Annotated in this window: 22 protein-coding genes and 1 other annotated feature; of the genes, 12 read left to right on the top strand and 10 right to left on the bottom strand. The window is 30.2% G+C overall.

Annotated features, from left to right (window positions below; translation table 11 throughout):
- Positions 1-13: 13 nt before the first annotated feature.
- The 4 genes from CLJU_RS08670 (at position 14) to CLJU_RS08685 (ending at position 2,356) form a co-directional block, all read left to right on the top strand.
- Positions 14-271, top strand: a complete 258-nt coding sequence (locus tag CLJU_RS08670) for a DUF3795 domain-containing protein (RefSeq protein ID WP_013238420.1) — start codon at positions 14-16, stop codon at positions 269-271.
- Positions 272-488: 217 nt separating this feature from the next.
- A complete protein-coding gene (locus tag CLJU_RS08675; RefSeq protein WP_013238421.1) occupies positions 489-935 on the top strand; it encodes a MarR family winged helix-turn-helix transcriptional regulator in 447 nt (148 codons plus the stop codon).
- 56 nt (positions 936-991) lie between these two features.
- Positions 992-1,678 carry a DUF4386 family protein gene (locus CLJU_RS08680; protein WP_013238422.1) on the top strand — a complete coding sequence of 229 codons (687 nt, stop codon included), beginning with the start codon at positions 992-994 and terminating at the stop codon, positions 1,676-1,678.
- A 60-nt stretch (positions 1,679-1,738) separates the two neighbouring features.
- Positions 1,739-2,356, top strand: coding sequence for an L-2-amino-thiazoline-4-carboxylic acid hydrolase (locus CLJU_RS08685; RefSeq protein WP_013238423.1), 618 nt, complete (start codon positions 1,739-1,741; stop codon positions 2,354-2,356).
- Positions 2,357-2,801: 445 nt separating this feature from the next.
- Here CLJU_RS08685 and CLJU_RS08690 read toward each other — a convergent pair whose 3' ends face one another.
- Positions 2,802-3,731 (bottom strand): ketopantoate reductase family protein, encoded by a 930-nt coding sequence (locus CLJU_RS08690; protein WP_013238424.1) that lies wholly within the window; start codon positions 3,729-3,731, stop codon positions 2,802-2,804.
- 151 nt (positions 3,732-3,882) lie between these two features.
- Between CLJU_RS08690 and CLJU_RS08695 the strand changes: the two genes are divergently transcribed.
- Positions 3,883-4,758, top strand: a complete 876-nt coding sequence (locus CLJU_RS08695; protein ID WP_013238425.1) for a LysR family transcriptional regulator — start codon at positions 3,883-3,885, stop codon at positions 4,756-4,758.
- Between the two features lie 209 nt (positions 4,759-4,967).
- Positions 4,968-5,245: a binding site (T-box leader), on the top strand.
- A 52-nt stretch (positions 5,246-5,297) separates the two neighbouring features.
- On the top strand, positions 5,298-6,887 hold the full coding sequence (gene asnB / locus CLJU_RS08700; protein ID WP_013238426.1) for an asparagine synthase B: 1,590 nt from the start codon (positions 5,298-5,300) through the stop codon (positions 6,885-6,887).
- Between the two features lie 273 nt (positions 6,888-7,160).
- Here asnB and CLJU_RS08705 read toward each other — a convergent pair whose 3' ends face one another.
- Positions 7,161-8,024: a LysR family transcriptional regulator gene (locus CLJU_RS08705; RefSeq protein ID WP_013238427.1), complete on the bottom strand. Its 864-nt coding sequence runs from the start codon at positions 8,022-8,024 to the stop codon at positions 7,161-7,163.
- Between the two features lie 366 nt (positions 8,025-8,390).
- On the opposite strand from CLJU_RS08705, the gene CLJU_RS08710 reads away from it, so the two are divergent.
- A complete protein-coding gene (locus CLJU_RS08710) occupies positions 8,391-8,807 on the top strand; it encodes a response regulator (protein ID WP_013238428.1) in 417 nt (138 codons plus the stop codon).
- A gap of 7 nt (positions 8,808-8,814) precedes the next feature.
- Here CLJU_RS08710 and brnQ read toward each other — a convergent pair whose 3' ends face one another.
- The 3 genes from brnQ to CLJU_RS08725 all read right to left on the bottom strand — a co-directional run bounded on the left by brnQ (position 8,815) and on the right by CLJU_RS08725 (position 12,200).
- Positions 8,815-10,170, bottom strand: a complete 1,356-nt coding sequence (gene brnQ / locus CLJU_RS08715; RefSeq protein WP_013238429.1) for a branched-chain amino acid transport system II carrier protein — start codon at positions 10,168-10,170, stop codon at positions 8,815-8,817.
- Positions 10,171-10,479: 309 nt separating this feature from the next.
- Entirely contained in the window at positions 10,480-11,652 is a 1,173-nt protein-coding gene (locus CLJU_RS22900; protein WP_013238430.1) for a hypothetical protein, read from the bottom strand.
- Between the two features lie 191 nt (positions 11,653-11,843).
- A complete protein-coding gene (locus CLJU_RS08725; RefSeq protein ID WP_013238431.1) occupies positions 11,844-12,200 on the bottom strand; it encodes a winged helix-turn-helix transcriptional regulator in 357 nt (118 codons plus the stop codon).
- A 161-nt stretch (positions 12,201-12,361) separates the two neighbouring features.
- Here CLJU_RS08725 and CLJU_RS08730 point away from each other — a divergent pair, with 161 nt between their 5' ends.
- Together CLJU_RS08730 and CLJU_RS08735 are read left to right on the top strand one after the other, a co-directional pair.
- Positions 12,362-13,273, top strand: coding sequence for a PhzF family isomerase (locus tag CLJU_RS08730; protein WP_013238432.1), 912 nt, complete (start codon positions 12,362-12,364; stop codon positions 13,271-13,273).
- A 103-nt stretch (positions 13,274-13,376) separates the two neighbouring features.
- Positions 13,377-14,024, top strand: a complete 648-nt coding sequence (locus CLJU_RS08735; RefSeq protein ID WP_013238433.1) for an HAD family hydrolase — start codon at positions 13,377-13,379, stop codon at positions 14,022-14,024.
- A 218-nt stretch (positions 14,025-14,242) separates the two neighbouring features.
- Here the strand turns inward: CLJU_RS08735 and CLJU_RS08740 are convergent, their stop codons facing one another.
- On the bottom strand, positions 14,243-14,521 hold the full coding sequence (locus CLJU_RS08740) for a hypothetical protein (RefSeq protein ID WP_013238434.1): 279 nt from the start codon (positions 14,519-14,521) through the stop codon (positions 14,243-14,245).
- Between the two features lie 308 nt (positions 14,522-14,829).
- Here CLJU_RS08740 and CLJU_RS08745 point away from each other — a divergent pair, with 308 nt between their 5' ends.
- Complete coding sequence (locus CLJU_RS08745; RefSeq protein WP_013238435.1) at positions 14,830-15,090, top strand: hypothetical protein; 261 nt, start codon at positions 14,830-14,832, stop codon at positions 15,088-15,090.
- Positions 15,091-15,239: 149 nt separating this feature from the next.
- On the opposite strand, the gene CLJU_RS08750 is transcribed toward CLJU_RS08745, so the two are convergent.
- Together CLJU_RS08750 and CLJU_RS08755 are read right to left on the bottom strand one after the other, a co-directional pair.
- A complete protein-coding gene (locus CLJU_RS08750) occupies positions 15,240-16,121 on the bottom strand; it encodes a Cof-type HAD-IIB family hydrolase (RefSeq protein WP_013238436.1) in 882 nt (293 codons plus the stop codon).
- 218 nt (positions 16,122-16,339) lie between these two features.
- On the bottom strand, positions 16,340-17,182 hold the full coding sequence (locus CLJU_RS08755) for an aldo/keto reductase (RefSeq protein WP_013238437.1): 843 nt from the start codon (positions 17,180-17,182) through the stop codon (positions 16,340-16,342).
- A gap of 199 nt (positions 17,183-17,381) precedes the next feature.
- Between CLJU_RS08755 and CLJU_RS08760 the strand changes: the two genes are divergently transcribed.
- Positions 17,382-19,379: a M28 family peptidase gene (locus CLJU_RS08760; protein ID WP_013238438.1), complete on the top strand. Its 1,998-nt coding sequence runs from the start codon at positions 17,382-17,384 to the stop codon at positions 19,377-19,379.
- Positions 19,380-19,502: 123 nt separating this feature from the next.
- Here the strand turns inward: CLJU_RS08760 and CLJU_RS08765 are convergent, their stop codons facing one another.
- Positions 19,503-19,985 carry a peptide deformylase gene (locus CLJU_RS08765; protein WP_013238439.1) on the bottom strand — a complete coding sequence of 161 codons (483 nt, stop codon included), beginning with the start codon at positions 19,983-19,985 and terminating at the stop codon, positions 19,503-19,505.
- A gap of 95 nt (positions 19,986-20,080) precedes the next feature.
- On the opposite strand from CLJU_RS08765, the gene pdxR reads away from it, so the two are divergent.
- Complete coding sequence (pdxR, locus tag CLJU_RS08770) at positions 20,081-21,505, top strand: MocR-like pyridoxine biosynthesis transcription factor PdxR (RefSeq protein ID WP_013238440.1); 1,425 nt, start codon at positions 20,081-20,083, stop codon at positions 21,503-21,505.
- 208 nt (positions 21,506-21,713) lie between these two features.
- Here pdxR and CLJU_RS08775 read toward each other — a convergent pair whose 3' ends face one another.
- A complete protein-coding gene (locus CLJU_RS08775) occupies positions 21,714-22,502 on the bottom strand; it encodes a response regulator (protein ID WP_013238441.1) in 789 nt (262 codons plus the stop codon).
- Positions 22,503-22,650: the final 148 nt, after the last annotated feature.

A 22,650-nucleotide genomic window follows, 5' to 3' on the forward strand; every position in this document is an offset into this window, starting at 1 on the left:
TGGAGGAAATGTTATGTTTCAATCAAGATGTGGAGTGTGTTGTAATGAATGTGAGAGAAAAGAAAAAGTAAATTGTACAGGGTGTATTAATATGGAAAAGCCATTCTGGGGTGGAGAATGTGGTGTAAAAAAATGTTGTGAAGGTAAGGGCTTAAATCACTGTGGAGAATGTTCAGAATTTCCATGTGAGATGCTTTCTACTATGGGGGCTGCAGAGGGTTTTGATCCAGAACCCAAAATTCAACAATGTAGAAAATGGGCTAATGAATAAAATCAAAATAATGTTAGTACATTAAAATATTTAGAAATAGTTTATTTGTGAAAAACAATCATAGTAATTATTATGGTTGTTCTTTTTATGGTAAAAAATGATTGACAAGTTACTTTGCAAGATGTATTATTCATGTAAGGTATAGTACTATGATGGTACTATGCTAGAGAAGGAAAATACAAATAATAAATAATTTAAATTAAGGGAGAAGGAAGAAATGAGCAAGTCAAATAAAAAGCAAATCGAAGAATTTAGTGAACTTTGGCACCAAATTATTAAAAAATCTAATTTTAGAAAGATAGAAGATCAATTTCAGCGGTTAAATGGATTAACAACTATTGAGATTAGTATAATTAATATTGTTTCAAAAAATCCTGATGTAATTTTGGGTGAAATAGTTCTAGCCTTAGATATACCAAAAAGTACGCTGACAAATGCTATTAATAGACTTGAAAAGCGAAATTATATAAATAGAATTATTAGCAAAAGAGATAGAAGATCTTATGGACTAAAACTTACTGAAGAAGGTCATCTTGCTCAAAAAGAACATTTGGATTTTGAACATACGGTATATGGAAGACTATTGGATGCCCTTGATACTGATGAAGAAAAACAAGAATTATTTAAATTATTTAGGAAGATGATTAATAATTTAGAAGAGTAAAAGGATTTGATTAATATTTTTAGGACAAATATTAAAATTTGGAGGATGAATTTATTATGGATATGGTTACATTTTATAGAACTTCAGGAGTATTTATTATTTTAGTTGCATTAGGATTTACTATTAGTCAAACAGGTATAACTAAGTTATTTAATTATCCTCAAATACTAAGATCTCCTGTTGATGTTATTTTGTCAAAATATTATAAGGGAGGAGCAAAATTAAAATTTTTTTGGACCTGTTTTGCATTGAGCTCATTAATGCTAATTCCAATGTCTGCAATATTTTATAAAGTTTTAAATAGAAATGATACTCCTTATTTAATAATTGGAGCAGCATTTGGGATGGTATCTGGAGTTTTTTATGTTTTAGGACTTATGAGATGGACATTTTTAGCAGATAATTTATCAAGTAAGTATATAAATGAAGTTGATAATACCAATATGAAAGAAACAATTGAAATAATTTTTCAATCTTTTCATGTGTATTGTGGAAATTCAATTGGTGAAACAATGGGATTCTTATGCATGGGTATATGGATTAGTATATCAGGAATATCAATGATTGGTTCAAAAATATTGCCTTCATTCATAGGTTTAGGATTTATTGTTTGTGGTATAGGAATATTTTTAGGCCCTTTAGAGTGGGTAGGTGTTAAATTTGCCAACAAAGTAAATAAGTTATCTATGAAAATATTAATGTTGCTTCTTGTGTATATGGGAATAAAATTAATTATTTGTTGAACATATCAATATTAAATAAATTTATAGTTATTATTTTATATAAAAAAGGAAGGTAATAAAATGAAGTATGGATTTTTTCCAAGGATGATGTGGTTTGCTTTTCACGGTTCATTTGAGAAACAGTTACATATTATGACAGGTGATGATCCAAAGATAGTGATGAAGAAAGCAAAAATTGTTTATCAAAGAATTTTAGAAGAGATTCCTGAGTTTGATAAAAATGATAAATTCATTGCAAATATTTTAAACGCAGCTATGTTAGCCGCTGTATATATGAGTCTTAAAGAAAAAACAAAGCTTGATGATATTACAACGTATTATCATAAGGCGATGAATGAAAGTGTGATAATGAAACATTTCATGAAAAATCAAAACAAATATTCCAATGAAGCACAAACAAAATTAGCACAACAGGCAAAAGTAAGTCAAAGTAAAACTAATCCTTGTACGTGGAAATTTCGTTATGAAGCTGGATCTGATATAAATAGTTTTTATATGTATTTTGATACTTGTGGAATATGTTATCTGTTTCAAAAGCTTGGCATATCAGAAATAACACCTGCAATGTGTTCCTATGATTATGATATGGCCAAGCGAGGAGGTTCAGTGCTTACGCGGCAGTATACTTTAGCGAAAGGTGGAACCTGCTGTGATTTTCATTATCAGAAAAAACATTAGAATAGTTTTTATAATTAAAAATCGAGTTTAAATATAACAGTAAGTTATTATCATTATATAAAAGATCCAGTTAATATAAGTTGTATAAAAATTCTATTTGGTAACAACTATGGATGGGGTATTATCGGGTATGATAAGTAATATCCCAGAAAAAACTTTGAATAGTTAGAGAAAAAACTTGGATTGTTTTGAAGAAAACTTAATTAAAGAATAAAGTCTACGATAAAATGAATACATCAAAGCTAACACAATACAAAATATAAACTACTAAAACTTAAAAAAACCAAAGCAAAGGGAACTGCTTATTTAGTAGTTCCCCTCTCTATATCCTTTCTCAAATAAAATTAATATCTTTAATAAAAATGACATAAATACTTATATGGTTATATTTGATAAATAGTAAATTTATTTTATAATATAGATATGAAAAAGTACTTAATATTTATTAAGATAATAAATAGGATTGTTCTAATGCATGTATCTGATCTACAAGCATTTCATTATAAGGAGTATCAATACAGTAGGTTTGTCCGAGATTGGCAACTACACCATTAATTTTATCAATTTCTGTACGGCGTTTATGCTGACGGTCTTGATACATACTGGCATAACCGGCAGCATCGCTTATGCATACATGTTGCACAGTTTCAAGAGCTTCTGCTTGGTTAAAGCATGTGCCATCAGCTTTAGCTACAAGGACACATTCGTGAACTACTTTTGTACAGATTTCCCAGAGATAAGGATTGGAATGAATTTTGCCTAGATTACACTCCATTATTGCGGATAGGGCATTTACACCGCAGTTTACAAATAATTTTCCCCATAGCACTTTTTGAATATTATCGATGATGTTGACGGTTAGATTGCACTGGCACATGGCTTGTGCTACGATTTTCACTGCCTTTTGTGATTCATCGCAGGGAAAGTCAGGACCAATATTGGTAGGGCCACAGCCTGAGTGAAAAAATTTGCCTAGCCCAAGGCTAACACTGTTATGGCTACTAGTACCAACGATAATATGTTCCTTTTTAACAAAGTTTGCAATGTCGTGATTGTTACCAGCACCATTTTGTAACGTCATGACAATGGTTTTTGGGCCGATTATAGCTTGATTTTCTTTGACTGCATCAAAAGTGTTGATACTTTTTACAAATACAATCAATAAATCCTGAATTCCGATATCAGTTCCACTTATTGAAGCTTTAATGGTATAATTTGATTCAGTATTGTCTTTTTCAACCTTGGTTAGACCATTTGTATTGATGGCATCTACTTGGGGCTTATAACTATCCAGCAGTGTTACTTCATGGATACAGGAAAGATAGGTAGCATATAGACTCCCCATAGCGCCAGCTCCTAAGATTGCAATTTTCATAGTCTTACCTCCTGTAACATAAAAATGTAATTTAAATTTCAAATTACACTTTAGCATATCGAAATAGTAAAATAAAATGCAGATTATTCAATGGAATCATGATGAAATTTCATGTAATATATTAAGTTATGATGAAAAGGGGAGAGTATTTGTGGACATAAATAAATATGCACTTTTTGTAAAAGCAGCTGAAATTGGAAATTTGACAAGAGCTGCCATGCAATTAAGCTATAGCCAGACTGCGGCCAGTCATATGATTTCTTCTTTAGAAGATGAGCTAGGGGTTAAACTTTTGTATCGTGGAAGAAATGGAGTTTCTGTAACAGAAGAGGGGGAACAGATTTTAAGTTTGGCAAAAGAAATTGTGATAAATGATGAGAGGATACATCAAATTATTGGTCAGGAAGGAGTATACAGAGGGAATGTACGAATTGGAGTCATTACTAGTGTGGCGGTACAATGGATGCCTAAAATAATTAGAAAATTTCGCAAAGAATATCCACTGGTAGAGCTGCAGATAAATGATGCCATTAATTATGAATGGATTAAAGACTGGTTTTCTAAAGATGAAATTGATTGTGCTTTTACTGCAGAAAATGGAATGAGTAATGGTAATGATATTCCACTAATATCTGACCCTTATTATGTAATAATGTCTAAGCACCATCCCCTTTGTAGATATGAGAAGATTACGAAAGAACTACTGGCAGGGGAAACTTTTGTTATTCCAAGTGAAGGAACTAACTATTCTATTGGGAAAATTTTACGGCAAGCAAAGGGCAGGTTACTAGAACATACTAGATTTTTAAGCGATCAATCAACTATTGCTTTAGTTCGGAGTGAATGTGGTATCAGTATTCTGCCGGAACTGGTGTTAAATTCTTATTCTTGTGAGGGACTAGTTAGGAGAAGATTGGAACCTGAGGTGAGTAGAACCATTTGCCTTTGCCTCCCGAACAGAAAATATATAAGCCCTAGTACAAAAGCTTTTGTGGCATTTATACAAAAATGGGTTCAGAAAGAATAGTTTAGCATTAAAAGATTTCAAAGAAAAGTTAATATATAGCATGATTTCAGCAAGTGGGAGATGAAAGTTAAAAAGTTTAAAAGTAGTACTCTTTTATAAACAAATAGCATAATTTATATCTGAATATTATGATTTATTTAATAAAAGTAGGAAAAAATTAAAAAAGTGTTGACAAAGGCATGTACACAGTTTAAAATTAAATTCATCAAAGAAAAGTGATGATGGAGATAAGTAAAAAAAATATTTCACCAACAGTGAACTGGAGATAGTGTGAATCCAGTGGCAGAGTTTTTTTGAATAACACTCCGGAGTTGCAAACTGAAATATTTGTAAACTGTACCTTAAACTAAATGTTTGAGATAGGTTCAAATTAAAGTAGGAGCGTCGTATTCCATGCGTTATTTGGATACCAGTAGTAGCTGGAAGGAGACCATTATTATATGGTAAATTAGGTGGCACCGCGGATAAGCATCAATTCGTCCTATTGTTTTATTTAGGATAAATTGATGCTGTTTTTATAACCAAGGAGGAATATTAATATGTGTACAATTATGTGCTATACAGGAACGGATATGAAACATGAAAAATTTGCAGAGGCATTGCAGAGAACTGAGTCCAGAGGACCGGATATGACGGAAATTCTTACTTTGCCATCTGGTATTTTGGGTTTTCAAAGACTTTCTATTATGGATTTAAGTTTTAGCGGAATGCAGCCATTCACAAGAAAAACAGATGCAGCTATCTGTAATGGTGAAATTTATGGCTTTCGCAAAATTAAAGAAGAACTAATAAAAAAAGGGCATAAGTTTATTTCTGACAGTGATTGTGAAATATTACTTCCTATGTACTATGAATATGGACTAGATATGTTTTCAAAGCTAGATGCAGAATTTGCAACTATTATATATGATGGAAAAAAGGACAGATATATTGCAGCACGAGATCCAATTGGAATTCGTCCTTTATTTTATGGCTATTCTTCATCAGGTAAGATCATGTTTGCAAGTGAAGCTAAAAACTTGGTTGGTCTTACATATAAAATTATGTCATTTCCACCAGGACATTACTATGCTGATGGTAAATTTACGTGTTATTGTGATATAGCAGCAACAGAAAGTGATTACTGCAAGGATGATTTAGAAACTATTTGCAGCAATATTCATGATAAATTGGTAGCAGGTGTAGAAAAACGTATGGATGCTGATGCTCCTGTAGGATTCTTGTTAAGCGGTGGTTTAGATAGTTCACTCGTATGTGCAATTGCTCAGAAAATGAATCCTGAAAAACCAATTAAAACATTTGCTATAGGTATGACTGAAGATGCAATTGATTTAAAATATGCAAAAGAAGTTGCAGATTACATTCATAGTGATCATACTGTTGTTTATATGACAAAAGAAGAAGTAATTGAATCACTTGATGAGGTTATTAAAATTCTTGGAACATACGATATTACCACAATAAGAGCAAGTATGGGAATGTATTTGATTTGCAAGAAAATACATGAGATTTCTGATGTCAGAGTGCTTCTCACTGGTGAAATTTCTGATGAATTATTTGGCTATAAATATACTGATTTTGCTCCAAATGCAGAAGAATTTCAAAAGGAATCACAGAAGAGAATTCGAGAGCTTTATATGTACGATGTACTTCGTGCAGACCGTTGTATAAGCTCAAATTCTTTAGAAGCAAGAGTACCATTTGGTGATTTGGATTTTGTAAAATATGTTATGTCCATTGACCCAGAAAAGAAATTAAACAAATACAACATGGGTAAGTACCTTTTGAGACATTCATTTGAAGGCGATTACTTGCCACATGATATTTTGTATCGTGAAAAAGCAGCATTTAGTGATGCTGTAGGGCATTCTATGGTAGATTATTTAAAGGAATATGCAGAAACATATTATTCTGATGAAGAATTTGAAAAGCTATGTAAAAAATATGAATATCATGTTGAACCATTTACAAAAGAATCATTGCTATATAGAGAAATTTTTGAAAAATATTATCCAGGACAAGCAGATATGATAGTAGACTTTTGGATGCCAAACAAAGAATGGGAAGGCTGTAACGTAAACGACCCTAGTGCTAGAGTATTATCAAATTATGGTGCTAGTGGTAAATAATTAAGAAAATACTCTTACCTTAAAAATATAGGTAAGAGTATTTTTATTATGAGATTTAGCTTGTTTTGTACGCATAGCGTGTAAAATAATAAATCATCTTTTTACTTAGTTGAACTTTCAACTAATATATCATATAATTGTTAAAAGTTCAACTCCAAATAGGGGACATACTTGCTTTATTAGGTGTTGCAATTATTACTGTGTACTTCCTCATAGGGCAGCATATGAGAAAAAGAATATTTTTTATTTATGGTATATTAAAAAGTGGTTTGTCTATGCTTTAAAAGTTTGCAAAAAGTGCTTAGCTGCAGAAGATAGATATTGATCTTTCATCCATACTATAGTAGTATTCGTATCCAATGATGGTTCATTAATTTCCTTATAATTTAAATTTGTATTTGGAATAAGCTCAATCCAATCTTTTGGTACAATGCCAATTCCCATTCCTGTATCTGCTAGTAATAATATTGATCTAGTATCCTCAATTTTACAAAGTATTCTTGGATTAAATCCTGTTTGTTTGCATAATTCTATTATCATTTTTTCATATCTGCGATGTACTAACAGAGGCTTACCTGCAAGTTCGTTTAGACATATCTTTCCTTTATTGTTCCAATAGAAACTGTTACTGCTTGCAGCCACCATTGGTTCAATAGGTAAGTTTATTGATTCGTAAATTTCTGAGTTCAAAGGAGTACGTATAATTCCAATTTCAATTACGCCGCTTTTTAACAATTCTAAGATTTCATTTGTGCTGCATTCTTGTATCTCAAAATTTATTTTTGGATATTTTTTATTAAAACTATATATTCGCTGAGGTAAAAGGATATCTCCTGCAGAAGATATGGTACCGATGGATAGAGTTCCTTCCATTCCTTCATTAAAGTCCTTTAGCTCTTTAACTGTTGATTCCATTAATTCTATTATTTGCTTAGATCTATGCCATAATCTTTTACCTGCGTCAGTTACCTGAAATTTTCGAGTAGTTCTTTCTATCAATTTAACATTTAATTCTTCTTCTAGAAGTTTCAATTGCTGACTGAGATGTGGTTGAGCTATATGTAATTTTTCAGATGCTTTAGTTATGCTTTTTTCTTCAGCAATTGTAAGAAAATAAGTAAGCTGCTTAATATCCATAAAAGTAGTCACTCCATGTATTAGATTTATACGTATTTTTGTATAAGTATAATAGTTTATACGTATTTTTAGTATATATGTTTATTTGTTATAATAGTAAGTGAAATAATAAATAAAGTCAAGTGAGGTATAAAAAATTTGCTTTAGATCTAGGAAATTCAGGAATTTTAATTATTATATTTATCCCATAGAATATAGATACATTAGTATCTACATCAACTATGAATTTAAGCACGATAGGGGTAGTACTGTCTTATACATTTTATCTTTATGTATTACCTATTATATTTTCATACATCTTAAATATTCCAGTGGAACTAAAATTAAATGTGAGTGCAATATTAGCTATAAATGATATGTTAAGAGGTGATTATCATAAAATTTCTTATTGTTAGTGAAGACCAATCTATTAGTTCTATTTTATCTAAAATTATTCAAGACCACAATCTTGGAGAAACAATTGAATATAGCTGTTCTCAATTTATTTCAGAAAGTTATCTGTTAAATATAAAAGCTATTGATATCCTTATTGTAAGTTTACCAATAGCTATTGTTAATAAATTAATTTCTAAATTTGATGGAAAAATTATAGTAGTTTCTGACATAAGTGATAAAACAATTATTGCCCAAGCTTACTTATTAGGAGTTGAATATTATATTACTAAACCAATTAATGAACTTGAGATTGTAGAAGTTATTAAAAAAGTAGTAAAACTTATAAAACTACAAAAATACATGTATAATATTAAAAATATATTAAATATGACAGGAACAAAAACTTAACTATAAGTTAGTTACTAGCTTTTTTCCCACGAATAATCCAAATAATTAATCCTATAAAAAAGCCACAGAATGCTGGTAATAACCATCCAAACCCATAATCAAAACCAGGTAAATACAAATGAGCAAAGTTAACAAGTTGTGTTACTATATAACTTTTTACAAATGGATCAGGCAGCGCCTTACAAAAGTCAAAAAATGCTGCAATACCTGTTAGCACAGTTGTCCATCTATAAATATCATTTTGTTTATGTATAAATGGAGTTAATAGTGACAATACAATTAAAGTAATTGCTAATGGATATAAAAACATAAGTACTGGTAAGGATAACTTAATTATGCTATTTAATCCAAAATTGGCAATTGCAAAGGAACAAACTGTAAATAAAACTGCATATTTTTTATAAGGAATGGATTTTGGAAACATTTCACTAAACATTTCAGAACAAGAGGTAATTAATCCAATAGCTGTTTTTACACATGCAATTGCTACGATAGCTGCTAATAACACTTTGCCAACAAAGCCAAAATAATGATTACTTACCATAGATAAAATACTTCCGCCATTATCAGCACGCTTTATACTGCCTAAGCTTGTAGCTCCCATATAAGCTAATGATCCATAGATAACAGCCATACCAACAACACTAACTAAACCCGATTTACATGTTTCAACAGCAATTAAATTTGGATTTTTAATACCTAACTTTCGTATATTAGAAATAATGATAATTGCAAAAGCTAAGGATGCTAAGGCATCCATAGTATTATATCCATCTAATAAGCCAGTAAATAATGGCTGAGTAACATACTTCCCTTGAGCTGCATATTGACTAACTTGTCCCATTGGCTTTACAAAGGTAGCAATTAATAGAACAGATAGAAGTACTAAAAAAATAGGAGTAAGATATTTACCTATCCAATCTAAAATTTGTCCTGGCCTTAATGAAAAATAAATGGTAAAGACAAAAAATATTAGTGAGAAAATAAATAATCCAAGTTTCAAATCTCCACTAGAAATAAAAGGATGAATTCCTACCTCAAATGCAACTGTGGCAGTACGAGGAATTGCAAACAGTGGACCAATTGTTAAATATAATAAGCAGGTAAATATTTTTGAATAACGTGAACTAATTGGACCTGCCATATCAAGCAAACTTTCACTTTTTGAAAGTGCTGATGCAACAATTCCTAAAATAGGCAATCCTACACCTGTAATTAAAAACCCAATAGTTGCTGTTAAAGTATGATTTCCGGCTTCTTGTCCCATTTGCACCGGAAAGATTAAGTTACCTGCACCAAAAAATAGTCCAAATAGTAATGAACCTATTAATAAATTTTGATTAAAACGTAGCTTTTCTTTCATAAATAGCCCTCCTCAAATGTTTAAATAATACCTTATTCAATTAGAAGCAATACATATGTAATTGATTTCTAAATATATGTAAGCAGCGTAATGCACACGAGAATGATAGCATAATTAGAATATAAATGCAATATATTACATTTTAGCTGGTAATTAGAGTATGCTAAAATAAATAACTTAAAATATATAGTATAAAAAGAAAAAGTTTTGGATACTTTCAGACGCTTAAATTAAAGAAAGCATAAGAATAGCAGCTATCAATTGGCGATAGCTGCTTATTTTTCATAAAGTGTATATTATTTTACTGTGTTAGTTACCTGAACTCTGAGTTGTTTGTCCAGATGATGTTCCTGAATTTGAACCTCCAGTTGTTTGTACAGATGAAGGCTTTGAATCCGAATTTCCAGTCGTTTGTCCAGATGAGGCTTTTGAATCTGAACCTCCAGTTGTTTGTCCAGGCGATGTTTTTGAGCCTGGATTTTGAGTTGTTTGTCCAGATGAAACTTTTGAGCTTGGATTTTCGGTTGTTTGTCCAGATGAAGCTTTTGAACCTGGATTTTCGGTTGTTTGTCCAGATGAAGCTTTTGGGCCTGGATTTTCGGTTGTTTGTCCAGATGAAGCTTTTGAACCTGAATTTCTAGTTGTTTGTCCAGATGAAGCTTTTGAATTTGAATTTTTAGTTGTTCCTTTTGATGAATTTGTAACATCAGTGGATTGATTTGGAACGACAGTTTCTACATCGGGGGTTTGCGTATTAGCAGATGCCCCTTTCAAATAAGATTTTCCTAAGACTCCAGCAAATACAAGCAAAATAATTGATACAACAATTATCAGTGCCTTTTTAGTATTACCAGGGTTCTTATTTCCATAACGTACTTTCCTATTTCTTCTATTTGTTGTTTCTTCAGTGCCTAACGGCTTCCTCATAACTTTTGTAAAGTCATCCTTTTCATCAGAAACTATTGCTTCAGGTTTTTTAACTGTATTTGAGATTGTCTCACTTATACTTTTGGGTATATTAAACAATAAAGCTAAAATTCCATTTTGTCTTAAAGAATCTATCTGCTTAAAATTTTCAGGTGATCTGAGTACAATGGCAGGCTTATTGCGCATTGCATATTGATCATCTCCATATACTGTAACTGAAAATTTATCATTCTTACTTAAAAAAGGAATGTAGACATCCAAAATGTTATCTTTTAGTGAAGAATCAAATTTTAATCCTCTTGTTATTTTTGCATCTGTAATATTTAAGTGAGTTTGTTGACTTTGTATATTTAGGGTTAACTTATTAATTGTTTTACTAGATATATTACTAACGGTAATAATGTATGCACGAATTCTTTTATTATCTTTTATAGGCATAGCACTTCTTATATTACATAATAGCCTAGGTGCTAAATTTTTGTAATAATCTAATAGTAACCCTGATATAAAAGATATCACTATAGTTACAATTGCAGTTTTAATAATATTTATCATATTAATCTTCGCTTCCTTATCCTTTCCAAATTACGTAATTAAATTATAAGGTAGATATATATAAGTGTCAAACTTAAAAATTAATTATAATTAGCCCCAAAATTCAGATAAAAAGTGTTTGCTTTTGATGGGAGCTGAGTTGATAAACAAAATTCTTTGTATCAGAAGTTTAAGCAAAATATGTTAAAAAATTATGAATTCATATATTTTTTACCCCAAAGGCATAGTTCAGTTAAGATGTTTTCTAAGGATTTTCCTCTATCTGTAGGTATATACTCTACCTTAGGTGGTATTGTTGTATAAGCAATTCTTTCAATAAGACCATCCATCTCCAAGGACTTTAATTCTTGAGATAGTACTTTATGACTTATATTAGGAATAGATTTTTTAAGCTCCCCATATCTTATAGGATCATTTTTCAATATATGCCATAATATTATTGCTCTCCACTTACTTCCAATTACAGTCATGGCAAATCCTATGGAACATTTAAAATCCTTTTGTCTTTTTCTTTGATTTGGAAATTTTTCAATTATGTCTCTATTCATACCCTATCCTTCTTTCCAAATGGTAAGTATCTGATTAAAAAGTGCGTACTTGTATGTGTACTCCAACAAAACTATTATAGTATACATAGATATTAATTGCTATGGATTAATAAAATAGTGTTTAATACATTAATGTATAATATATTTAGGAGATAAAAATCATGACAAGAAAGTATAATTTATACCAAATTGATTCATTTACAAAAGAAAAGTTCACAGGAAATCCAGCAGGAGTAATAACAAATGCAGATGGATTAACTGATTATGAGATGCAAAAAATTGCTAGAGAACTCAATAATTCTGAGACAGCTTTTATCTTTTCTTCAAATAGCAGAGAATATGATGCTCATATACGTTTTTTCACTCCAACAAATGAAGTGCCAATTTGTGGCCATGCTACTATTGCTGCTCATTATGCCCGTGCTGTAGAAAATGGACTTGATACGTCAAGAGTTTATCATAAGACGGGTGCCGGAATTTTACCTGTTGATATAGTAAAGAAAAATGAGGATTATAAAATTGTTATGACGCAGGGCAAAATTGAATTTGGTACCATTATTGACGGTATGAGTAGAAAAGAACTTTTAGCAGCACTTAATATAAAAAATAGTGATCTACTGGAAAACTATAAAATTCAAATTGTGTCTACAGGTCATTCTAAAGTTATGATTGGTATAAAGAGTATTGAAATTTTAAATGCACTGGAGCCGAATTATGATGCACTTTCTAAGCTAAGCAAGGTTATTAAATGTAATGGATATTATGTTTTTACAACTGATTTACAAAATAGTGATATTTTAATACATGGTAGAATGTTTGCACCTGCAATAGGTATTAATGAGGATCCTGTTACAGGCAATGCAAATGGCCCTTTGGGTGCATATCTTGTCCATCATAACCTTATTCACCACAATAATTCTTTATTTAAATTTAAGGCTGTGCAGGGCGAAGCTATAAGAAGGCCAGGAATTATTGAAGTTGAGGTAAATATAGAAGATAAAGAGCCGGTAGAAGTTAAAATTTCTGGAGACGCTGTAATAACATTTAAAACTGAATTATTATTAAATGATTAAAGAAAAAATCTATATTTTTAGATTATACTTATTTATGACTAATTTTAACAATTAGCGCCAGGTATTGACTATATGAGCATTGTTTAATATTATATTCTCATGAATGAGAATTAGAAAGAAGGTCTTTATCATAAAGAATATAATATTTGATGTTGACGGTACATTATGGGATACAACAGAAATTGTAGCAAAAGCCTGGAACAGGGCAATTTCAGAAGTAGGGAAAGCAGCTCCACTTATAACATCCTCTGTGTTAAAAAAAGAGTTTGGAAAAACTATGGATGTAATAGCAGATGATTTGTTCTATGATGCTAGTGAGAGTAAAAGAAAGTTGATAATTAATAGATGTTGTAAATATGAGCAGGATGCCTTGAGAGAAAATACAAATAACCTGCTGTTTCCCGATGTAAAAGAAACCATTAGGAAATTATCAGAAAAATGTCATTTGTTTATTGTGAGTAATTGTCAGTGCGGCTATATTGAATTATTTATGAAGAAGGCAGGAATTGAAAAGTACATTACAGACTTTGAATGCTTTGGAAATACAGGTAAGGGCAAAGGAGAAAATATAAAGCTTGTTATAAAAAGAAACAATTTGAATGATGTAGCATATGTTGGAGATACCCAGGGAGATTATGAGGCAACGATACTTGCTGAAATTCCTTTTATATTTGCAAAGTACGGTTTTGGTAGTGTTGAAAATTACTATTTAGCTATTAATGAAATAAAAGAATTGTTGAATTTGTGCTAGAAGGGAAAAATATTCTTAATGTAGGAAGAGGAAGTGCAGAATATATGGAATGAAAGTGATATTAAGAAGCATACAGATAACACTATAGGTGACTTTACCAAATTAAAATAGAATTTGAGAGAAATTAAATTGAAAATAAGCATAAATTTGTTTTTTAAGCAAATTTATGCTTATTTTTTAATTTTTTACATTTAAGAAATAGGATTAATACTGCAAATTTATTTCGGTAAATATTTTCTCCCTCTTACATATCTTCTTATGGATTCCCCTGCTTCAGCAAGTTGAAAAGCATCAACTAATATTCCCTCTTTATTTTTAACCTTGAGTTTTTCAGCATTAAAAAAATAAAAAGAATCCTTAACTAATCCATCTTTTACAGAATCCAAAGAACAATATAAGATCTTTGTACATTCTTTATTAAGCTGGACAGTATACCTATTATAGCCATCCCAATCACAAAAATAAGGTATAAAATATTTAAAATCAAAACTATCCAAGAATTTTTTGCAATCTTCTCTGTTATTAAAATAATTTAAACTATTAATTTTTAGTCATCTCCTTCTTACATAAGTTTAGGATTGCCTAACTCATTGATTATATTATACTTGCTACTTGTCTTGTTGCCAATATATATTTTTTAATATTATAAGTAATAGAAAAATTTAAAATGGTAAGACATGACTAGAATTAAGAAAAAATATGGGGACATAATAAAAATGCAACTAATCTATTTTAGGCATTTGAAAAAATGGGCTAGCATACTGACTAGTTATTTTTTGAAAATGCCTTATGGGAGGGTAATAAAATGAAAAAAATTGATGAGGCAATTGATAGAATTAGGACGCTTGAATGCCCAACGGGAGACTTAGAAAATAGAGTTACAGAAATACTAGAAGACTATGGGGTTGCAGATAGAAGCAAAATAAATGTTAATAGAGATGAATATTTTGATAAGGATGAAGCACAGGCATATCGAGTTCAAATACTGAATCAGGAGCATCCTATTATGGTACTAGCTAAATCAGGATATGATGACTATGTTGCGAAGGTTACAGATGTTTATTAAAGTAGAAAATCTAAAGTTTAACTCTAAGTCTAAGATAAGGTAACATTAAACTTTATGCAGGCTACGGCATTCCTTCTTAAGGTCATAGATGAAGGATGCGTAGGCTGTAGTAGTAAAAAATGATATAGCTCTTTACGTATAGTTAGTGGTTACAGCACGAACTTTTCTAAAACGTTAGCTACTCCATTTTCTTCATTTGTTAAAGTGACATAGTCAGCAGTATGCTTTATTTCATCTGAAGCATTTCCCATGGCTACAGGGAGTCCTGCGCATTTAAGCATGTCCAAATCATTTGGAGAGTCTCCAATACAAATGACTTCCTTAGTAGGTATGTCCAAGTATTGGCACAGTTTTTTTACACCAGTACCTTTATTAGTATTTTTGCTCAATACTTCAAAGGTATAAGTACATGTTTTAAGTACTGAAAAATTTTCATAAAAATGTTGCGGTAAACTATCGCCTAGCAGCAAATTTTTATCATAGGTACTTCTAAATTTAAAATCACTGTAAGGGGACATGTCAAATCCAAAATGATGTACATAGTGCTTTAAAACATCTGAGTTTTCATTTATTAGGTTTACCTTTAGTATGTTGTTACGTTTTATTAAGTTTTTGAATTCAGTTATCTCATATTTTGTATTGTTTGCAACAGATTCTAATTTACCATATAAGTTGTTCTTATAAACTGAGTACGTACCATCATTATAAAAACATAAGTCTAGGTTTAAGTCTTCTGCCATGTTATATAAATATTCTAGATCCTTGCTGTTAAAAGGTGACTGAAAAATAATTTTATCCTCAGTATTGTTTTGTACATTAGCGCCAGTACAAGTTACGCTGTATTGATTATTTGCTATTAAATTCAGATCAGAAAGATTATGTTTAATTCCATCTATTGGTCTTCCAGTACAAAGAACAATTTTAACATCTTTTTCTGTAGCTGCTTTAATAGCTCGTTTATTTTCATTGGATATTGACTTGTCGTCTTTAAGTAAAGTTCCATCCATATCTATAAAAACAATTTTATACATTAAAATATTACCTCCTCTAATATTCTATGAACTAATAATACATTTGTAATTTTAGATTTTACTTTATATAAACAGAGTTTTTGGCATCAGATGAAGTACTATTAAATTATACAATAGGAATAAATACAAGACAATAATGAGAGATAGTTTTAACATATAGGTGGCAATTCAAGGAACGCTTAAAAAAGTATGCCAAAGACATACTTTTTTAAGTAGTACTATTTTTTTAATGCATCTGGATTAGCATAAACTTCATCCGGTTCGGAACCTGTCCTTATTCCTTTATCAAGCTGCTGAATTTTAGCCATGTCATCTTTACTTATTTCAAAATCAAATATGTCTGTATTTTCTTTTATTCTTGATGGAGTAGTTGATTTTGGAATAGTTACAACTCCCATTTGTAAATCCCATCTAAGCACGATTTGAGATACTGTTTTTTTATATTTTTTTGCAAGCTCTTTTAGAAGGGGAATTTCAAATACTTTACCCCTCATTAAGGGAGACCATGCTTCTAATTGTATACTATTTTTTTGGCAGAACTCTCTTAGATCGTTTTGAACTAGCAGAGGGTGAAATTCTACTTGATTCACCATTGGCATAATTTCAGCATTTGACATTAAGTCTTTCAAATGACCAGCGGTAAAATTGCTAACACCTATTGCTCGTACATATCCTTCTTTATAAAGCTTTTCTAAAGCTCTCCATGTTTCATTATGCAGTGGATTAGGCCAATGAATTAAATATAGATCAAGGTAATCTGTTTTTAGTTTTTTAATAGAAGTTTCAAAAGCTTTTAAAGTTTTTTCATAACCTTCATCGGAAATCCAAACTTTACTTGTTAAAAAGATTTTTTCTCTAGGTACTTTACTTTCCTTTATCCCAGTACCAACTCCATCTTCGTTTTTATAGAAAGCAGCAGTATCTATATGACCATAACCAACTTTGAGAGCTTCTTTTACTGAGTTAATAACAGAAGGACCATCAGCTTTATAAGTACCGAAGCCTATCCAGGGCATTTTTACTCCATTATTTAAAATTGTGCAGCTCTTTATATCTTGCATTTTAATCATCCTCCCAATTATAGTAAATACAAAATAGCATTTATATATTACCAATATACTTTTAGAAAATCAACATATTTTATTTATTATGTCAAAGTATGCCTTTATTTTATATAGTATATCTAACACAATTAGAAGTATATAGAATAATATGTAGTGCAAAGAAACTATTAAAGTAGACTAAATGGGAGGATTATTTATGAAAGCAGGATTTAGAGAATTTTGCAAGCATGTTGATATAGTTAATTCTCAAAAAATTATAGATATCCTATCGAGTTTTGGAGATGATAAAGCTACTGGAAATCGTTCTGCAGGGTCGAAAGCAAGTACTGAAGCTGCAAATTATCTTTATAGAGAGTTTGAAAGGATTGGGTTGAAAAACCTAAATAGGGACAAGTTTTACAGTTGGGGTTGGACTTATAAAGGTGCTAATATTTCATATAAAGATGAAGATGGACAAGAACAGAAGATTGTTTTAGGAGGTTATGCTACAAGTATAGAAGCAAAGGATGACTTTTTTAAAGTTGTAGATGGTGGAAGTGGAACAATAAGTGACTATAAATCTTTGGGAGATGTTACAAATAAATTAGTGTTAATTAGTATTGATCCATTCAATGACTTTTGGATATCGCAACCAGCATATCAGGCTTATTTAAAAAGAGCAAAGGCTGTTCTTGTTGTTACAAAATATAAAGTACAGCATAAAGATTACCTTATATCTCAGCCAGTAGAAGGACCATCTTATGCTCATGTTCTTGCTATTAGTAAAAGAGATTCTGATATATTAAAAAACCTTATAAATAAATCTGCGGATAGGGAAATAACAGTTAAATTAGATGCACATTCCTATGTTGAGTTAGAAAAAGCTTCTTACAATATATGGGGAGAAATACCTGGAAAAACTGATGAAGTTATATATTTAATGGCTCATTATGATGGATATTATCATTCTTACTTTGATGATGCCTCTGGAGTTTCCACGATATTAGGTATAGCAAAGGCAATAATAGATAGTGGATATAAACCTAACAAAACTATACGAATTATTACTCATGGTGCTGAGGAATGGGGAAAAGAAAATTCAGATTATGACTGGGCAATGGGAGCCTATGAGGAAATTACTCATATTCATCCAGAATGGTCAAAAAAAGCATTTGCTGTTATTAATATTGATGGAAATTTTCCTGTGCCTAATGAAAGAAATTTTCAGATAATGGTATCCGATGAATTACTAAAATATACTAAAAAGAGTGTAAAACCCATTTTGCATCATACAGCCTATAAATTTGAATTTATATCACCAACTTCTACTGGCAGTGAAGAGTTTTGTTATACTAAGACAGGTATTCCTTGTATTACAGCAAGGGATTCTATGACATCTAGTATATATTATACTAATATTTATCATAGTTCCATGGATAATAAAGCTTTTGGATTTGACACTAAAACCTATAAGTTAAATCATATATTATATGCAAAAATATTGTTTGATTTAGATGCTGTGCCTATTAGACCAATGGATTTTTATGAGCGTTTCTTTAAAATGAAAGAAACTATAGATTCTAATATTGTAGAAAAATCTTTGGTAAAAACTATTAAAAAGGCTTCCCATTATGCACAAGAATTATCTTCAAAAATAGAAAAATTAAATTTTAGAAATGCTAGCATGACAGGTGAAAATACTGATTGTATTAAGCTTAATTTAAAACTTTTTCAATTGTACAAAATGATGCAGAACAGTTTTATAAGATTAAATTGGGAAGTAAATGTTGTATTTCCTCATGAAAACTATGAAAAAAATGTTGATTTATTAAAAAAGTCAATTAAAGCGTTAAAAAATAGAAGAGAGAGCCTAGAAGAAATTGTTAACAAATATATAAAGTCTATCGATTTTAATAAATATGTCTATGATTTTGATAGAATAACCTATGAGTTTTTTTCAAGGCGTGTAACACATGGAAATAGTAATACTTGGGGTTATAATTTAGTAGAAAAACCAAATGAAGATTTATATGAAGTGGCACAATCTTTAAGAAGTAAGTTCAACGAAAAGAATCCAGATGTAGATGCAGAAATATCGGCATTGAGAAAAGCACTTAAAAGACAAGCTATGTATTTAAAAGAAATAGTTTTTAGGGAAAAAACTGATATTAAAAGAATAATAGTTAAAATGAAAAAGATTAGTTCTATAATTTAAGTTCACTTTGCATCCATAGGTTTTTACAAATCTATGGATGTGAAATGAACCTTAAACAATATTGCTTATATAATGATTATTTTTCTAAAGAATATGCCAATGCTGCTTTACAGTAAAGTTTGATCATTTGCTTTTTATATAGAAAGATTTATTGTCTATAGCCCTCATTGTAGCCAGTATGCCATCAAGATGATCGTATTCATGTTGTATTAATTCTGATAGATCTCCTTTGAACTTCAGTGTTTTATCTGCAAAATTTATATCTTTGTATATTATAGAGCATTCTTTATAGCGTTTAACTTTTACTAAAAGATTTGGAAAGGACATACAGTCATCCATTACGTCCATCATTTCTTTGTTATCAAATTTAAGTACTGGATTAATAAAAACTATAGGCTTGTCAATATACATATATATCAATCTTTTAAATACCCCAATTTGTGGAGCGGCAATTGCTCTGCCTGCATTGTATTTTTTACGAAAGTCAATTAAGGTATCATGTAAATCTAAAACAGTTTCCTTTATTGAATCCATGTCTTCTTTTTCTACAGGTAAACTTTTTTTGTATAAAGCATCATTTCCAAGTAATAGTATTTCTTTTATCATAAAATAGCCTCCTTGTTGTACATTTGATAAAATAGTACTATATAATTGTAACTATAAAAAGGTATGATTTTTATAAAAATTAAGGGGATGATTTTATGGAGATACCAATATTTATTAAGAGGCACAGTGAAAAACCACTGTATATTCAGATATATGAATGTTACAAAAAAGCAATATTAGAAGGTACACTTAAAAGAGGGGATAGGCTAGAGTCTATAATGCAGCTTAAAAATAGACTTTGTGTTAGCAGAAATACGGTTCAAGGGGCATATGATCAACTACTATGTGAAGGTTATATATATAGCAAAAATGGAAGTGGCTATTATGTGGAATATATAGAAGATCAAATAAAAACCGCCCAAAAAGAAAATATACCCTTAAAACTTAAACCCTTAAAAAGCATTCATATAGATGATAAAGTATATCCTTATAATTTCAAACCTGGTTCAGTGGATCGTAAAAGTTTTCCATTTGAAAATTGGAGGAAAATTGAGCAAAGCCTTATGAAAAAAGAAAATATAGATATATTAACCTATTCAGATCCTAGAGGTGAATTTGAATTAAGAAGTCAAATTGCAAGTTATGTTAAAAGTTCAAGAGGAGTAATTTGTTCTCCTGACCAGATAATTATAGGTGCAGGAACGCAGACTTTGATGGCTGTATTATGTGACTTGTTTAGTGAATCTTGTAATAAAAATATTGCTTTTGAGGAACCTGGATTTTCTGCTGTAAGAAAGGTTTTTGAATGGTATGGATATAACATAGAGCCAATTGAATTGACACAAGTGGGAATGAATATAGAAAAGCTTGAAAGCCTTAAAGTGGCTCCTGAGTTTATATATGTAACCCCATCCAACCAGCATCCTTTGGGAATGTCCATGCCTGTTTCAAATCGTATAAAACTTCTTAATTTTATTAGTAAGGGTAGGGGATATATTATTGAAGACGACTACGACAGTGAATTTAGATATAACGTAAATCCTATACCTTCACTTCAAAGTTTGGATAGTGAAGATAGAGTGATTTACCTTGGAACTTTTTCAAAAACTCTTTTTCCAGGAATGCATGTTGGCTATATGATTTTACCTGAAAATATAATGAATCTTTTTATTGAAAAGGGAAACTTTATAAATCAAACTGCATCAAAAATTCATCAGCTGACAATTGCAGAATTTATGAAAGAAGATTTATTTGAAGCACATCTTAGAAAAATGAGAAATATATATGCTAAAAAGCAGCAATTTCTTATAGACTGTATAAAACAGCAACTTGGAGAAGATGTTGTGATTTATGGGGAGAGAGCAGGAGTTAATATTGCACTTCAGGTAAAAAATAATCTAAATGAATTGGAATTGATAAATAGGGCTTTAGAAAATGGAATTAAAGTCTATCCCATATCATTTTATTATTTTGATCAAGGTAATTATAAAGAAGGTAATATGGTTTTCATGGGATATGGACATTTAAGCTTTGATGATATGGAAAATGGAATAAAACTTTTGAAAAAAGCCTGGTTTTAAATTTACAAAACTGGGCATCAATTATACTGCCTACCTTAGTGAAAAGATAAACATATGGCGTGGAAAATACTTCTCTGGTAGAACGAAATTGGATGGAGTATTGAATAAAAATTGTAATAAAAGATAAGCTATAAATGATTTTACATTTATCATCTACAGCTTATTTTTATATCAATTGTACTTCATTTTTCATATAGAAACGACTTAATTATTTTTTCATTTCTTTAAATATGTTTTTGACTTGCTTATTAAGAGCATAAGTTTTAATATTGGATTTTAATTTTGATATAAACAACTGTTCATTTATAGGTTTAGTTATAAAATCATCAGCCCCAGAATTTAAAATAGATGCAAGGGTTTTAGGATTATCTAGGGATGTAACAGCTATTATAGAAGCTTTTAGATTGGCTTTCCTTATATCCCTGATTAAATTTTGGCCAAACTCATTTTCTAATATAATATCAACTAAATATATATCATATTTTTTATTGCTGTTCAGTAAGTCCTTACTAGATTTATAGGAATCCACATTATTTATATTATACTTTTTAAATAGATCTTTTTCGATTAAAGAGTCGAAACTACTGTCGTCTATAATTGCAATTTTTGCTTCCCTTAAATCTTCCATATATTTATCTGATTGAAATATAGAATCTATACGTTGAATAATTTGTTCATTTAAATCCTTTTTTAAAATATAATCGGTTACACCTAAGTTCAGAAGCTTTTTTTTTGTTTCATCAATTGCATTACTAGTTACAACAAATATAGGGATATCTTTTTTACTGCTGTAATTTATATCCTTAAGAAAATTTTCTATAGAACCTCCTTTTGCATAAAGAGATGTTATAATGATATCTATATCGGAATCCTGTAGTATTTTATAAGCTTCATTGAAATTATCAGCGGATATATAGGAATAGTTACCTTGTACTAAGGTATTTTTTACAATGTTACAAAAAAATTCACTTTCTTCAATATGTAAAACAGTATGCATATACTTCACCCCTTGGAGAATATTTATCTGATGTCTACCTACTAGAACACTCCCATGTACGTTGTGAAAGCAATTCACTTTAAATCAAAGATTTAAGTTCTCGGCTTGCACACAACGAAAGCGACTATCACCAAATCAAAGATTTGGG

This window comes from Clostridium ljungdahlii DSM 13528, assembly GCF_000143685.1.
GTDB classification, from domain to species: domain Bacteria; phylum Bacillota; class Clostridia; order Clostridiales; family Clostridiaceae; genus Clostridium_B; species Clostridium_B ljungdahlii.